15 protein-coding genes are annotated in these 15,176 nt (G+C 38.6%); 3 read left to right on the top strand and 12 right to left on the bottom strand.

Features of this window, described 5'->3' with window-relative positions:
* Positions 1–97: 97 nt before the first annotated feature.
* The 3 genes from IHV12_RS14835 to IHV12_RS14845 all read right to left on the bottom strand — a co-directional run bounded on the left by IHV12_RS14835 (position 98) and on the right by IHV12_RS14845 (position 1,497).
* Positions 98–457, bottom strand: coding sequence for a hypothetical protein (locus tag IHV12_RS14835; protein WP_197127462.1), 360 nt, complete (start codon positions 455–457; stop codon positions 98–100).
* A 16-nt stretch (positions 458–473) separates the two neighbouring features.
* Positions 474–683, bottom strand: coding sequence for a hypothetical protein (locus tag IHV12_RS14840; protein WP_197191315.1), 210 nt, complete (start codon positions 681–683; stop codon positions 474–476).
* 157 nt (positions 684–840) lie between these two features.
* A complete protein-coding gene (locus IHV12_RS14845; protein ID WP_197191316.1) occupies positions 841–1,497 on the bottom strand; it encodes an N-acetylmuramoyl-L-alanine amidase in 657 nt (218 codons plus the stop codon).
* Between the two features lie 274 nt (positions 1,498–1,771).
* On the opposite strand from IHV12_RS14845, the gene IHV12_RS14850 reads away from it, so the two are divergent.
* Both IHV12_RS14850 and IHV12_RS14855 read left to right on the top strand, forming a co-directional pair.
* Positions 1,772–2,209 carry a MarR family winged helix-turn-helix transcriptional regulator gene (locus IHV12_RS14850; RefSeq protein WP_231620746.1) on the top strand — a complete coding sequence of 146 codons (438 nt, stop codon included), beginning with the start codon at positions 1,772–1,774 and terminating at the stop codon, positions 2,207–2,209.
* Between the two features lie 70 nt (positions 2,210–2,279).
* Positions 2,280–3,896 (top strand): MDR family MFS transporter, encoded by a 1,617-nt coding sequence (locus tag IHV12_RS14855; protein ID WP_197191317.1) that lies wholly within the window; start codon positions 2,280–2,282, stop codon positions 3,894–3,896.
* A gap of 583 nt (positions 3,897–4,479) precedes the next feature.
* Here IHV12_RS14855 and IHV12_RS14860 read toward each other — a convergent pair.
* The 9 genes from IHV12_RS14860 to yfcC all read right to left on the bottom strand — a co-directional run bounded on the left by IHV12_RS14860 (position 4,480) and on the right by yfcC (position 12,861).
* Positions 4,480–5,307, bottom strand: a complete 828-nt coding sequence (locus IHV12_RS14860) for a GNAT family N-acetyltransferase (protein ID WP_197191318.1) — start codon at positions 5,305–5,307, stop codon at positions 4,480–4,482.
* 150 nt (positions 5,308–5,457) lie between these two features.
* Entirely contained in the window at positions 5,458–6,816 is a 1,359-nt protein-coding gene (mgtE, locus tag IHV12_RS14865) for a magnesium transporter (protein ID WP_197191319.1), read from the bottom strand.
* A 168-nt stretch (positions 6,817–6,984) separates the two neighbouring features.
* Positions 6,985–7,386 (bottom strand): DoxX family protein, encoded by a 402-nt coding sequence (locus IHV12_RS14870; protein WP_197127458.1) that lies wholly within the window; start codon positions 7,384–7,386, stop codon positions 6,985–6,987.
* A gap of 153 nt (positions 7,387–7,539) precedes the next feature.
* A complete protein-coding gene (map, locus tag IHV12_RS14875; RefSeq protein ID WP_197191320.1) occupies positions 7,540–8,289 on the bottom strand; it encodes a type I methionyl aminopeptidase in 750 nt (249 codons plus the stop codon).
* Between the two features lie 81 nt (positions 8,290–8,370).
* The gene (locus tag IHV12_RS14880) at positions 8,371–8,976 is read right to left on the bottom strand and encodes a TVP38/TMEM64 family protein (protein WP_197127456.1); all 606 of its coding nucleotides are present in this window, start codon (positions 8,974–8,976) and stop codon (positions 8,371–8,373) included.
* 121 nt (positions 8,977–9,097) lie between these two features.
* Positions 9,098–9,481, bottom strand: a complete 384-nt coding sequence (locus IHV12_RS14885; protein ID WP_197191321.1) for a hypothetical protein — start codon at positions 9,479–9,481, stop codon at positions 9,098–9,100.
* A 121-nt stretch (positions 9,482–9,602) separates the two neighbouring features.
* On the bottom strand, positions 9,603–10,058 hold the full coding sequence (locus IHV12_RS14890; RefSeq protein ID WP_197191322.1) for a pyridoxamine 5'-phosphate oxidase family protein: 456 nt from the start codon (positions 10,056–10,058) through the stop codon (positions 9,603–9,605).
* A gap of 96 nt (positions 10,059–10,154) precedes the next feature.
* A complete protein-coding gene (gene iadA, locus IHV12_RS14895) occupies positions 10,155–11,327 on the bottom strand; it encodes a beta-aspartyl-peptidase (protein WP_197191323.1) in 1,173 nt (390 codons plus the stop codon).
* A gap of 31 nt (positions 11,328–11,358) precedes the next feature.
* Positions 11,359–12,861: a putative basic amino acid antiporter YfcC gene (gene yfcC / locus IHV12_RS14900; RefSeq protein WP_370568816.1), complete on the bottom strand. Its 1,503-nt coding sequence runs from the start codon at positions 12,859–12,861 to the stop codon at positions 11,359–11,361.
* 174 nt (positions 12,862–13,035) lie between these two features.
* On the opposite strand from yfcC, the gene IHV12_RS14905 reads away from it, so the two are divergent.
* Positions 13,036–15,102 carry a sigma 54-interacting transcriptional regulator gene (locus tag IHV12_RS14905; RefSeq protein WP_231620747.1) on the top strand — a complete coding sequence of 689 codons (2,067 nt, stop codon included), beginning with the start codon at positions 13,036–13,038 and terminating at the stop codon, positions 15,100–15,102.
* Positions 15,103–15,176: the final 74 nt, after the last annotated feature.

Raw genomic sequence — 15,176 nt, forward strand, 5'->3', positions numbered from 1 at the left:
AATTCAAATTCTAATCCTATTATCATCATCTTATGTTTCTGCAATACGTTCATTGTATACAGATGTTATCGAAAATGAAACTGGCATGCTTTATCCATTATTCTACGGTCACTTGTAGATAAGAAAGCATAAGTGTTTCTGCTTTGTTTTTTAGATGAATGTTTGGAAACCTCATAATTTCACGATAACCCCTAATAAAGATTTCATATTCTGTAATATCTTCCTCACGGCGTGCATCCATAACTTTAATTCTTCTTTTTCTCAATTCAATTCGTACATCAAATAGATCTTTGCTGATTTGATTCATAATTTGTTCTACTAATGCAACGTATGGCTGTCTCAATTTAAATGGAGAGCCGCAAATAATCTGCAGATCGCGATTAAACACTGTAAGTAAAATCGGATACATCACAAATTTTTCAATAAGCGAACGCTCTTCTTCGCTTCCATATTGCACGACAATCCCCCCAATCTCAAGAAGACAAAAAACGTGAATGTACGGATAATATGTTTCTTATGTGAAAACTTCGAATCTGCTTTTTTGCCGAGCAGTATCCCTTTATTGTATGACCGTCGAAAGAGTATGGAATTACAAAACGGTGCGAGATATCACCTTTTTGCGAGAGGTAGATCATTTCTATTCCAACCCGTTCTTGAATGCATCTCATTAATAAGTTAGTCATGAAGCAACCTCCTTTTTTATATTATATGCGAACAAACGTTCTTTTTATACTAGAAAAAAATACCTGCCTTACTTAAGAGGCAAGTATTTTTGTCTTATTTACTATTACCTGGAATGAAAATCAACTACTCTCGAGGCTGTTTTCGCATTGATTGTTTCTAGGAGTAATCAATATGAACAGCAAATCCTGCAGATTTAGCTTTTCGAGAAAGGTTTTCGGCATTCTCTCTAGATGTGAATGCCCCAATCTGCACCTTATAGAGCTTTTCTTCTGCAGTGACAAGTTCTTTAAACTCGTTCTGGTTAACAACAAATTTTTTTAGCTCATACTTAACATCCTCAATGAAAAATGGAAATGTTTTATCATATTGATGAAAACAGTTTAAAGGATCTGTCCTTCTTTTTGGGTCTAGCTGAAAGTGCCCTTTTATGTCCCGCGCAGGGTCCCATTGGTACATCTCACATAAATACGCAAAAAACCATACATAACGGCTGTAAGCTTTGTTAAAATCTATGGAAGGTCCATAGCATAACTCTACCCCAATCGCCCATTCATTAGCATCCGATACGTTAGAGCGAACGTGCCAAGCTTTTTCTTGCAATGGAATGATCATCAATATCTGTTTATCATCTATGATTACGTGTGCAGAAGCCTCTAGTTGTCTGCTGTTGAAATATTCGTAGTTCTGTTGAGCCGTAGAGTTAGGGTTACCAGTATCGTGCGCAACCGCATAGCGTGGTATACGGTTACCTCCTGGACGCTGCTTCCATTCTTTATTAATATGTTTAGTTGTAATCTGATACTTTACTTTCATACCAACACCTCCCATTTATTTAAATTAGAAGTGTTTGTTTATACAAAAAAAGAGCCATTAAGGCTCATTTTTTTACATTCCACCTGGTTGTGATTGTGTTGTGATCGCCCAAACCCAGTAAGCTGCTCCGATCAAAAATCCAAAGCCTAAAAGCACAAAAAATAATGTTGAATTTTTCATAATCCGTGTCTCCCCAAACCTTTTGCTTTCTTTCTTATTAAATATAAATTATCATATACTAGTAGAAGAAGAAACAAAAAGCAAGGGTGTTAAAATGGAAAATAGAGAACAAACCCCATTAAGAAATGATTTAGAGCGCGAATTGGAAATGAGTTTACGTAGACTTTTTCGTACGTTAAGAAAAGGTTTGAACGAAGTGTACTCAGATTATATCCCAAGCAATGAGTTTGCTGTTCTTCAGACTTTATTTATTCAAAGTCCTCTGATGGCTTCCGAAATCGCTAACGAATTAAAAGTTTCATCAAGCCATATTACCGCGGTTACGGATCGGCTTGTTGGAAAGAATTATATTCAGCGTGTACGATCAGATTCAGACCGTCGGATCGTCTATTTGGAAATTACTGAAGATGGTAGAGAAATTGCACGAAAAATGGATAACATTAAAAATAACTACCTAGAAAAAAAGTTTGCTGCTTTAACAGATGGAGACATAAAACAAATGATAGAATCTTCAACAAAACTGCTTGATTAATGAAGCAGTTTTCTTTTTAACAAATAATTCACATTGTGAATTATTTACAACATGAATAGGAGGATGATGCATGGAACATCTTGAAATGCGGCGGAAAGTTATTATCATGCTTTCCATCATGTCTGCTATGCTTTTTGCTGCGTTAAACCAAACAATTGTTGGTACGTCCTTACCAAAAATCATTGCTGATCTTGGAGGAATAGAATACTACAGCTGGGTTTTCACGATTTTCATGCTCACTTCAAGTATCACTGCTATTTTAGTTGGAAAATTATCAGACATTTACGGAAGAAAGCCATTTATCCTTTTAGGGATTGGAGTGTTTACGGCAGGTTCGCTTTTATGCGGCATATCTGGAAGCATCCTTGAGCTCATCTTATACAGAGGTGTTCAAGGCTTTGGTGGCGGTATGATCATGTCAACGGCTTTCACAGCAGTTGGGGATCTATTTCCACCTCGCGAACGCGGCAGATGGCAAGGGATAATGAGCAGTGTTTTCGGTTTAGCTAGCGTATTTGGTCCTACATTAGGCGGATACATCGTTGATCACTTTCATTGGCACTGGGTATTCTGGATCTTTCTTCCCTTTGGCCTCGTCGCTTTTGCTGCTATCTACTTTTTATTTCCTTCTGTACAAAGAAAAGAGAAAGAATCTATTGATTACACAGGTTCTCTGCTACTAACATTAACAATGGTTCCTCTTCTCCTTTCATTCACCTGGGCAGGAAATGAATACGATTGGGTATCTCCAGAGATCATCGGACTTTTCACTGTAACGATCGTAGCTTTCTTTTTGTTTGTGCTAACAGAAAAGCGTGTATCAAGTCCTGTTCTACCACTTGATATGTTCAAAAATAAAGTGTTCACCGTTTCTAATATAATCGGATTCTTTTTAGGAGCAGGCATGTTTGGGTCCATCATGTATATGCCTTTCTTTATACAAGGAGTGATGGGAACATCTGCTACTAAATCCGGGTTTGTAATGATGCCATTAACACTTGCAATGGTTGCAGGAAGCACGATAAGTGGGCAGATTATAACTAAGACAGGCAAGTACAAGAAATTGGCTATGCTTGGATTGTTCATCATGGTCAGTGGTATGACAAGCATGCATTTTATGGATACTCAAACGACTAATACGACAGCAATCATGAATATGATCCTCGTAGGTTCAGGACTTGGAATCGCGTTTCCCATCTTCACCTTAACTGTGCAGAACGCAATTCAACATAAATATTTAGGTGTTGCGACCTCTTCTGTTCAGCTGTTCAGACAGCTGGGTGGTACGATTGGTGTTTCAATCATGGGAAGTGTTATGAATAACTCTCTAGCCGATCACTTTAACAAAGAGTCCCAAAAGTTAGTCGCCTCTTCTCCCAGTGTTACACCTGAGATGAGCGAGCAGATTAAAGAGCTTGCAAATCCTCAAGTGCTGCTGAACCAAGAAGCTGTTTTAGAAAAATTTAATGCTTTACCTCCGGAATCATTAAATATGATTAAACAAGTACTTGGTATTTTGCGTGAGTCTTTAAGTTATGCATTAAACGGTGTTTTCTTAACCGGCGCAATCGTTATTGGCACTGCATTCATATTAACCTTCTTCTTCTTAAGAGAAATACCACTAAGAACTTCAAATGAAGAAAAGAATGCCTCAAGTGAACAAGCCGAAGAACGGAAGCTTGGTTAGTTAACAAAAGAAAGAAAAGGCTGTTTTCGTAAACTTTGTTGCTTTTGGAAGTGTTGATTTCCGTTCCAGGCTCCTCGCTTTCCACGGGGCAGACGCTGAGCCACATTCGCACGTTTCACTCTTAAGTGTCTCAGCTGTCTAGTTGCAGTGGCTAGCCCCTCGAGGTCAAAAGTTTAACGGTCAAGAAGGCAAAGTGCGCCTTCATTGCCCATTCAACTTTTGCTTGTCGGGGCTGAACGAGCCACTTCCACTTTTCAAGCTGCCCGGCTTAAGAAGTTCCTTGCTCCTGCGTCTACAAGTGATGCTTCGTAGTAAACTTCCTCGTCGCATGCCTTGCATGGAGTATCTCAGGTGGTAGGCACACACCTTCCACTTCAATCAATTATCAAAGGTGACAAAGAGTTTAAAGCAACAATCTTTTAGAAAAGTGCCAAAGAGAAAGACGGCAGAATCGCTAGAGTTGATTCTGCCGTCTTTTTTTTCGCTATTGGACACATCATTCTTCGGGCTGCCCTCAACGTCCTAGCCGAGAGTTACGCATCTTCACTTCATTCAATTGTCAGAGGAGAAAAAGATTTGAAAGTTATTTCACTACTTCTTGGTTTTTTTGGGTTTCTGTTGTTTGGACTGAATAGTTCATACTCCAAAATCCAATATCTTTAAAGCCTAAACGCTTATATATCGACCCTGCTTTAGGATTATCATAGAAAAGACAAAGCGTTTTCCCTTCAGCTAAAATATCGTAGCATAGCGCTTCCATACAAAGTGAAGCATAGCCTTTGTTTCTTTTTTCAGGGTGTGAACACACGCCGACAATCATCGCTGACACTGAATTTTCTGCCGTAGAGGATGCACAAGAAACAACGGTATCCTCTTCTCTAATAAAATAAGTGCGCCCTGTTTTGGTGGATAATGCTTGCTCCAAGCTTTCTTTAGCTGTTTTTCCAATTGAGAATTCTTTGATCAAATATTTTAGTTCCATAAGACTTTCTACATCTTTAACATCTGCTTGTATTATATTTTGTCTAGAGCTGTTTTGGTTTAATGCTTTGGCATCCTTTAATTCAGCAAAATACAGTTCTTTTGTTCGCTCAAAATTTAAATAAGGAATAAACTGCTCGGTAATTTCCTTTTTACCAGAAAGCATTTCATAACTTTTATCTTTATTGATAATTTCCGAAAATGCTTTTGCATTAATTTCCCCTTTTGCATAAGGAAGGTAGTTCCCTTTATAACGGAGAAGGATACCTGTGATAGATTCGTTATCATCAACATCTGCCCAGATGTCCTGAGAATCTGTTTCATAACCAAAATTCTCAATATCAGCAATAATAAATAAGTTTAATGCAGGTTCTTCACTTAAATAGTCCATAACTTGTTTATGCCACGTTTGATCCATCTTAACTATCATCTGTACACTCCTCCTTAAGATGTTTTAATTTTATCCGCAAATTGGAAAAATGCAACATTTTTTTAGAATAAAAAAACCAGTCAAAAGACTGATTTTTTATCAACATCATATTGTTTTCAATATAAGAGATAGCAAGATGGTATCTTTTATTTATAGTAAATATGATAAGAACATGGTCGCTGTCCCAAAGTATACTAAGAGTGAAAAAATATCATTCAATGTTGTGATAAGAGGTCCCGATGCTACCGCTGGGTCAATCTTGAATCTGTATAGCAGTAAAGGAATAAGTGTTCCTGCAAGCGTACCAATTATCAAAGTAAAGAATAAAGAACTGCCTACAACAAGCCCCAATACTAGATTACCTTTCCATAAAAAGGCTACGATTGAAATTAAAATTCCGCATGTAATTCCTATAATAAAACCAACACCAAATTCTCGGAGTATTAATTTCATAATGGTCGGCCGGTCGATGTCATGCGATACAAGTCCGCGAACAACTACTGCAAGTGATTGTGTGCCTGTATTTCCTGTCATACCTGCAATCATTGGCATAAAGTACGTAAGTGCAACCGCGCGTTCAATCGTGCCTTCAAACGTGCTAATGATACTACCGGATAAGATCCCAATAAAAAGAAGTAAAATAAGCCAAGGCAGTCTTCTATAGGAAGCTACAAGAGCACTTGTCTGAAAATCAATGGATTTACCAGTTGCCGATAACTTCTCGATGTCTTCATTCGCTTCTTCAATTAATACATCTAGCACATCATCGACTGTAACAATCCCGATCAAACGATCATGTTCATCTGTTACAGGGACAGCTATAAAGTCATAGCGCTCAATGGTTCGCGCTACTTCTTCTTGATCTGTCTCTGCAGGTACGGAGATAACCCTGCTGTACATGATCTCTTCAATCTTCTCATCCATTTCTGCTAATAACAGATCACGATAAGAGACAACACCAACAAGCCTTCTATCATCATCAATTACATATAAGTAATAAATATTCTCTGCAAACCCGGCAAATGTCTTTAGCTTTTCAACAGCATCTCTGACTGTATAAACTTGCGGAATCCATACAAACCGGTTAGTCATAATTCCACCAGCGGTATCTGAATCATACTGCATAAGACTTTGAACCGTCTTCGATTCATCTGCTTTCATGGAAGAGAGAAAATCTTGAATCTCATTAACATCCAAATTGCCGAGAAGATCGGCCAAATCGTCATTCTCCATTAAGTTCATGATGTGAGATGATCGCTCAATGCCTAGTTTATTCAGGATTTCCATCTGAAGATCACTTTCAAGCTCTTGAATCAAGGATGCAATCTGTCTTGTTGTTAAGAAGGTTACAAACTTATGTCTGTGCTTCTCAGGCAAATTTTTATAAACATTCGCAATATCATACGGGTGAAGTTCATCGATTAAAAGCTGAAACTCCTTTTTCCGCAACTCTTTTAAGTTTTTTATGACATATAATAATATCTGGTTTTCTGACATCTCTTTAAACAAGGAACGTCACCTCCTTATAAAAGTACTTCACCATTATAAGTGATTTTTCAAACTGTGACTATGGTATCGTATTGAATCTTTTCTTCTAATCCTCATTACTTAGGCAAAAGAAAAAACCACTTAGTATAAAGTGGTTTAGTCATTTTCATATTAGTTCAGTATTCAATTCTATTTTAACCAAAGGTGATCCAGAGAATAATCTCCTGCACCTGTTAAAGCGACACCTACCACTACGGCAATTAAAACAAGGTTAAATTCATAACCGTTCGCTGTAACCCAAAACCCATTCTGCAAGTGAACTTTAACTGCGGCCACAAGCATCGTTCCAGCAATCAATATAGCCCCAATTTCGGTGAATAATCCGGCAGCAAACAAAAGTCCTCCGCCAAATTCAGCCAGCCCTGCTAAAAGAGCCATCGTATAGCCTGGTTTAATGCCAATGGATTCCATCCAGCCTCCGGTTCCTTTTAACCCGTAGCCGCCAAACCATCCAAACAACTTTTGTGCTCCATGTGCCGCTAACGCTAGACCCACCACTAATCGAATAATAAGTAATCCTAATGATAACATCCCTTAACCCCTTCTTTCTTTCGTTTTTTTACTTACTTTATGTTAGTATATTACAATGAGTAACTTATATGTGTCAAGTTACTTTAAAAAAATAACCTTAAGAACAAAAAAATTACCGCTCTCCTTATTAAAGAATATGCGGCAATGTTTATTTTAAGCTTGTTCTGTTAAAATAATCGGTCCATTTTTCGTGATAGCAACGGTATGTTCATATTGTGCTGATAGACTTCCATCATAGGTAACGGCCGTCCAGCCATCCTGCTTCAAACTAATATGGGGTCTACCTTGATTGAGTATGGGTTCGATGGTAATAACCATTCCTTCTTTTAAAGTAATACCCGTATTTCTCTCTCCAACATGATGAACTTGAGGCTCTTCGTGTATATGACGGCCGATTCCATGACCAATAAACTCTCGAACAATAGAATAGCCCTTATCCTCAGCATAAGATTGTATCGCATAACCGATATCCCCCAAACGACTACCAACTTGCGCTTGTGATATCCCTTTATATAGTGCATTTTTGGTCGTTTCCATTAAGGCTTGCGATTTCTTAGAAACGTTTCCGACTCCATATGACCAAGCAGAATCTGCCAGCCAACCGTTTAAGTTCACGACAAAATCAATCGTTACGATATCTCCTTCTTTTAACGCTCTTTTATTTGGTAGCCCGTGACATACTTCATCATTTACTGAAGCGCAAGTTGCATAAGGATAGCCCATATATCCTTTTTGAGCAGCTTTTGCTCCGTGATCTAATAAATAATTTTCAACAAATTGGTCAAGTTTCAATGTTGTTGTTCCTGGTGTAACAAGTTTATTTAATTCTTTATGACAAGATGCGAGCAATCTTCCTGCTTCTTGCATCTTTTCAATCTGCTTTTGTGACTTAATCTTAATCAATACAAAGTCTCCCTTCCTCTTTTTTAACTATATTCAAGGAAAAAGATCTTCGTGAAAGTAAAAAAGCACCTGGCGCTATCATTACGCCCGATGCTCTGATTCTTTAAGTCTTGATTCGACTATTTTTCCACCTAGCCACAATACGAATATGCCAAAAGCAATCATCCCAAGTTTTAAAGGACTTTTCAACACATCGATAAAATCATACCCGATAAAAGAAACGATCGCGATCATCACCAATTTACCGAGAGCTAATGCAAGCAAAAAGGTTTTAACATTTATCCTCGATAATCCGCCTACAACATTTACTAGAGCGGAAGGAGTAAACGGAAAACAATAAATAAGAAATAGCATACCAAAACCATGCCTCTCTACCCAGCCTAGCATTCGAGTAGTGTTTGTATGCCTGTTTAAGAAATTCAAAAAACGCTTTTGTCCATACCTCCGTACTAGCAAGAATACGATGATAGAACCTACGCAAACCCCAATCCATGAATAGAGAAAACCTAACCAGAATCCGTATGCTGCTGCATTTCCCGCTACAAAGATAAAGAGCGGAAGAATCGGCAGAAATGATTCAAGCATAGGCAGCAATATTCCTGGCAAAAAACCTAGATCTTTGTATTGATCAAGCAGCTCTAATATATTTTTTTCAGTAAAATAGCGTTCCCAGTTTCGCCAGTCCATCCATCGTTCACCCTTTTCTTCCTCATACCCTCATCGTTGCCACAGTTAACTTGTTTAAAACCGACTTTAGGAAAAACAAGGAGTTAATCATTTAATTTTATCACAAAGAGACAAAAGTTCACTATTTGCTTAACGTATTTGAATGTGTTTTATCACTTTTTTGTCCTACAATAAATCCACAGCAGCATACGGAGATAAATGAGAATAATGGAGACAAAATAATTATAACCTGTACTCCTTTTGTTTCTGCGTCAACCGGAAATAAAAGACCATACATAACTACTGTCCCGTGAATTAAAATTCCCACAACAGCCAACAGTTTGTTTATCCACCCAATATTAAAGCGGTTTAACGCACATAAAAATGTAGCAATCCCCCACAGCAAAAGAAAATATCCCCAAACGTTCAATCCATCAGTTGTTTCCACAAGACTCGTGATCTGCAAGATGCCTACAAACATTGAGATTAGACCAGAAAAGAAAAACAATCTGTATACGATAGGCATGTGATCTCCTCCTTGTTTTTCCTGACTTCCTTTCTAAGAACAAATCTATAAATAAACAAAAAACCGCCACAACATAATGTTTTGACGGTTTGTATGATTCTTCTAGTTGTAGAAAGCCACCTTATTTCATTAGAGCGTCATACACTTGTACATCTAACTCTTTCGCTTTCTTTTCATTATACGTTTTTTCATAAACAGGTTCTTGGACGATCTTCGCACCCCAGAACATGCTTTCAAAAACATGATCAATTTCCACTTCAATCTTCGCAAGCTTTAATGGTACACCTTCCATGGTATCTTGAAGTATATTCGCTCTTCCATTAATTGAATATACCGTTTCAAGCCCTACCACCGTAAGGACCACATTTGGATTATCTTTAATGTTTGTTACGATACGTGAATTGTTCGTAACCGTAAATCGAATCTTCTCTTTTGACAAGCTCTTTACCCAAGATATTGCGTTAACAGATGGAGCTTTCGTTTCTACGTCAACGGTTCCTAAGAGGACAAGCTGTTCGCCTTGCAGGTGTTCAAACAATTCTGGACTTAATACTGTCGGAATTTCTTGTTTTGCCACATGATCGCCACCTTTTAGAAAAATTATGTATGTTCCCTATTTTACCATATATTTCATAAGTTAAAAGTGAAAAAGGAAGCCAATAATTAGCTCCCTTTACTCTTCAAAAGTTCCCTTGACCAAAGCTTCTCCATTTTGAACCACCACTTGCCCTAACGCAATAACTGAATCGATGCTAAGATCTTCATTCAGCAGAACAAGATCAGCATCAAGCCCTTCTTGCAACCTTCCTTTTTGTTTAAGCTTTAAAACGCGAGCGGGATTAGAAGTGATTGTTTGCAATGCTGTTTGAAATGCAACACCTTCTGTTTTAACTGCGTCACGCACTTCGCTGTACAGCGAGTTCACTTTACCGATACGCAGACCAGTAAATTCTCCAAATTCATTAAATGCAGGCAAACTTCCCTGCGCGTCTGATGTGAAGGTTATTTGTTCGATAGCCACTCCTCTATCAAGCATTTTCTTTAACCCAATGCTGCATTTGACTTCGCCTTCTTCTAAAAACTGCTTTGTCGTACTCGTTGTAAAATCCACGATACCGCCTTTTTTTGCATATTCGATACCTGCTTCAAATAAATAAGAATTTCGGTTAATATGAGTCGGATAAAACTGAGAAATAGGCAGATCAGTCGTCTCTACAACTTCCTCAATTAAAGACAACATGCGTTTACTGTCGCCAAGGTGAATGTTCACTACACCTGCTTTTCCTGAAAGCATACCTCCAACTCTTGCTTGTGAGGCAAGCCTTGCGAGTTCGTGAGCAACCGGCTGGCTGGATCGATGATCAGCAATAGCAATTTCCCCTACACCAATAATCTCATCAATCATCATAATGTCTGTTTCGATATTCCCCGTTAACGTTTTAACAGGTACTTGGTAGGATCCAGTATGAACGAAGCACGATATTCCTTCCTCTTTAAGCGCTTTTGCTTTCGCGATTAAATTAGTCATCGTACGAGCTGTTCCGTCTGTCCCGATCACACCAACAATGGTTGTCACACCAGCTTTAGTAACATCTGAAAAATAGATCTCAGGAGTTCTCGTTTTATAACCGCCTTCTCCTCCGCCACCAGTAATATGAACATGTGCATCAATAAATCCTGGTGTCACAATTTTTCCTGTTGCATCAATAATATTAATATCTAGAGCAGATGCCGGCCAATTAATATTTTCTGAGATGCTGGCAATCTTCCCAGCAGCTAGTAAGATATCCTTTTTACCAAGATAATGAGGCGCATATACCTCACCGCCTTTGATAAGAGTAAACATGTAAATCATTCCTTTATTCTTCAAAGATAGTTTATTTAAAACCAATTAGTACAGCAATTACAATTATGATTGAGGCAAAAGTAAACAGCAACGCTTGAAACTTAATTTGGAACTTGAACCATTTTCCCCAATCTAGACGTGCAACTCCTAGTGTTCCCATCAAAGCCGCAGAAGTTGGTACAATCATGTTCGTAAAACCGTCACCAAGTTGGAAAGCTAGAACTGCGACTTGCCTTGTAACTCCCGCAAGATCAGCAAGCGGAGACATTAACGGCATTGTCAGTGCCGCTTGACCTGAACCTGATACAACAAAGAAGTTAAACACAGATTGGAATACATACATAATCCAAGCCGATAGCGCTGTAGGCACATCTTCAACAATTCCACCTGCCGCATGTAGAATCGTGTTTAATACTGATGCTTCAGCAGGATTGTCACCACCAAGGATGATCACAATACCTTTTGCCATACCGACGATAAGTGCTGCTGGAAGAAGATCCTTTGCACCTTCTTTAAAGCCATCAGCAATTCCGTTCACTGTCATGTCGTTCATCTTGAATATAATACCAATTATACCCGCAACTAAACCAATCGTAAAAAATTGAGTCGCAATTTCAGGAATGTAATATGCTCTTTCTACAACTCCCCAAACGATCCAGGCAACTCCCGCTAAAATAGTAAGAAGAATTAAGATATGGCCTGTTCCAAAGTTTGATTTAATATCTGTATGTTTAAAATCTTCACGGAAGTATGCATCTGAATCATACGATAAGGAACGCTTTGGATCTTTTCTAATTCTTGATGCGTATATCCATGTATATACAATTCCTACTAATGTAAAGAAAGCCCACATCCCAATTCGGAATGGTGCACCAGATAGTACTGGAATGCCAGCAACACCTTGTGCAATCGCGACACCGAACGGGTTCATCCATGATGTTGCAAAACCAATCTGTGTTGCAACGTATGTAATCATAATGGCTGTTATGGCATCATAACCGAGAGCTATCACAACGGGTACAAGAATCATCGCAAATGCGATCGCTTCTTCACCCATCCCAAAAACAGCACCGCCTAGAGAGAATAATAAGAACATGAGCGGGATAATGAGTGCTTCTCTACCTTTAGTATGGTCGATCATTTTTAATATACTGTCTTCTATCGCACGCGTTTTCATAATGATACCGAACGCGCCGCCGATGATTAGTATAAAGGCAACAACCCCAACTGCTGACCCCCATTTATCCCCAGAAACTAACCCTTCAAAAATGTAGTTTAAAAAACCGGCACCACCGCCTTCTTCAAACAGACTGACCCCTTTAGTAGCTGGCTCTCCGTCCTCCCCTTTTACATACGAAAAGCTATCAGGAACAAGTACTGTTTTAGTCTGCTCTTCGCCACCCTGCATAAAGGTTGTTTCTTTTGTCTCAAATTGACCTGCCGGAATGAAATACGTTAGTAAAGCCATTAAGGCTACAACAAAAAACACGATAACAAACGTGTCCGGCATCGTAATACCTTTTTTCTTATCCACGTTACTTCCCCCTTTTCTATAATTCACCATTCATCATTTGCAAGAATTATGCCAACATTACGTCTCCCTTTGTTAAAGGTTTTTAAATATTTTGTTTTATTTAATGGCTGGTTATAAGATAATAGTTTCATAACCAAAAAACGACCTAAAAAAGACCATTAAAAGAAGGTGTATATGATGGAAACTAAAAAACAGATTGTTCTATTAGCAGGTACAAAGGAAACTCGTATTGCTTTATCCTGCCAACTTCAATCCATATTAGGCGACTATTTTCATATTAGAAGCTATTCTTCCGAAGAGATTCTTCCTACAAGACTGGAGAATGAAATCGTAATTCTATCTTCTTATCTGATAAAACGTGAGGTAGCTCACTGTTTGAGTGAATCTTGTAGAGTGATTACGGCAAGACGCACCGTCAACTATGAATTTATGGATCAGCTTTTACAACTGCCAGAGGGTACAAATGTTATGTATGTGAACGATTTTCCTCAAACGGTAGAACAGTCAGTACAAACTCTCAAACATCTAGGAATCAATCACTTGAATTACCTTCCCTACTATCCTGGCATTCCTCACTACAAACATGCAGATATCGCTGTGACACCCGGCGAGATGCATCTCGTGCCAAAAGAGGTTAAGAGAATTATTAATATCGGCGTACGTCTGATCGACATTACTACCATAACAGAGATTTTGAGCGTACTTGGTGTCTTAGATGACCGGGCAACAGGCATTTCTGAACGTTTTACAGAAAAAATTATTCAGTTGTCTAAGAAGCTTGCACTTGCTAATCAAAAGGCACTTCAACTTAACGAACACTTGGACAAAGTATTAAATGGAGTGAATGATGGTATTTTATCATTTGATCATACGGGAAAGATTACCGTATTTAACGAAGAATTGAAAAGCATATTTTCAACCGATTCAAAACAAGCTGTCGGAAAACATATTAAACAAATTATCAAAGATAAAGACCTGCTGAACTTTCTAACAGATACAACAAGTGAACAATCAGATCAATTTTTCACGATCAATGATACAAATGTTATGGTTCACCGGTTCGCATTGCCGGCGGAAAACACAATGATTGCAACATTCAAAAACACGAGCACTACAATCTCGATGGAGAAAGCTGCACGACATGAACTAAAGCGAAAAGGTTATATCGGTAAGTATTTTTTCAGTGATATCATCGGGGACTCCGAGGAAATTATTCGAACAAAAAATATTGCGAAGAAACTAGCTGCAACAGATCTCTCCCTCCTCATACAAGGAGAGAGCGGCACGGGTAAAGAACTCTTCGCAAGCTCCATTCATAACGAATCCGGCAGAAGAAACGGTCCCTTTCTAGCAGTAAATTGTTCTGCCCTTTCTGAGGATTTATTAGAAAGTGAACTATTCGGATATGAAGAAGGTGCATTTACAGGTGCAAAAAAAGGCGGAAAACAAGGACTTTTTGAACAAGCAGAAGGTGGCACCATTTTTCTCGATGAAATTGGTGATATTAGCGTCAAACTTCAGACACGCCTCTTACGTGTCCTACAGGAAAAAGAATTAAGGAGAGTTGCGGGAACTCGTGTACTTCCCATTGACGTAAGGGTTATTTCTGCAACGAACAAGGACCTGGCATCTGACATAAAGCAAGGATTGTTTCGGGAAGATCTGTATCATCGTTTAAATGTTCTATATTTAAAAATCCCGGCACTTCGTGAGAGAAAAGGCGATATCCCACTTTTACTGAATCATTTTTTAGCGATGCGTACTACGAAAAAAATGAAAGTGGAGAATGAAGTCGTTGGGCATCTTATAAACCGCTCCTGGACGGGGAATATTAGAGAATTAAAGAACGCCATTGATTATATGCTTGCTGTTTGCGACAAAGAGAAGATTACTGTTTGGGATCTGCCTCAGGAAGTGATGAGAATAAGTGGTTTTGAGAGTACTTTTGCAGGAGAGGCGATTAAGGAGATTTCAGTCACCTCGGAGGAACTGCCGCTTATCGCTCCAAATGAAGAAGCTGCGATTATGAGCTGCATCTATCGCAATCATCTTTCTGGTAAAGCATCCAGCCGAAAGAGCTTACTGCTGGACTTGGAATTACAAGGCGTTAAGCTCTCGGAAGCCCAAATCAGATTGCGCTTAGACCTCTTGGAAAGGAAAGGGTTTATCGTAAAAGCAAAAGGGCGAAAAGGAACACGGCTGACTGAGAGCGGACTACTTTATATTAAGAATGAATTGTAGAGGTCTTTAAACTTGAGAATCGCTCATAAATCTTGAGAATCGCTCATAAATCTTGAGAATCGCTCATAAATCTT

Source organism: Fictibacillus sp. 7GRE50, assembly GCF_015903875.1.
Taxonomy (GTDB): domain Bacteria; phylum Bacillota; class Bacilli; order Bacillales; family Fictibacillaceae; genus Fictibacillus; species Fictibacillus phosphorivorans.

Excerpts from the sequence above, each read along its gene's own strand:
- IHV12_RS14840 (WP_197191315.1), bottom strand. The coding sequence starts at position 683 with ATGACTAACTTATTAATGAGATGCATTCAAGAACGGGTTGGAATAGAA.
- IHV12_RS14845 (WP_197191316.1), bottom strand. The coding sequence starts at position 1,497 with ATGAAAGTAAAGTATCAGATTACAACTAAACATATTAATAAAGAATGG.
- IHV12_RS14850 (WP_231620746.1), top strand. The coding sequence starts at position 1,772 with ATGGAAAATAGAGAACAAACCCCATTAAGAAATGATTTAGAGCGCGAA.
- IHV12_RS14855 (WP_197191317.1), top strand. The coding sequence starts at position 2,280 with ATGGAACATCTTGAAATGCGGCGGAAAGTTATTATCATGCTTTCCATC.
- IHV12_RS14860 (WP_197191318.1), bottom strand. The coding sequence starts at position 5,307 with ATGATAGTTAAGATGGATCAAACGTGGCATAAACAAGTTATGGACTAT.
- IHV12_RS14870 (WP_197127458.1), bottom strand. The coding sequence starts at position 7,386 with ATGTTATCATTAGGATTACTTATTATTCGATTAGTGGTGGGTCTAGCG.
- IHV12_RS14880 (WP_197127456.1), bottom strand. The coding sequence starts at position 8,976 with ATGGACTGGCGAAACTGGGAACGCTATTTTACTGAAAAAAATATATTA.
- IHV12_RS14885 (WP_197191321.1), bottom strand. The coding sequence starts at position 9,481 with ATGCCTATCGTATACAGATTGTTTTTCTTTTCTGGTCTAATCTCAATG.
- iadA (WP_197191323.1), bottom strand. The coding sequence starts at position 11,327 with ATGTTTACTCTTATCAAAGGCGGTGAGGTATATGCGCCTCATTATCTT.
- IHV12_RS14905 (WP_231620747.1), top strand. The coding sequence starts at position 13,036 with ATGATGGAAACTAAAAAACAGATTGTTCTATTAGCAGGTACAAAGGAA.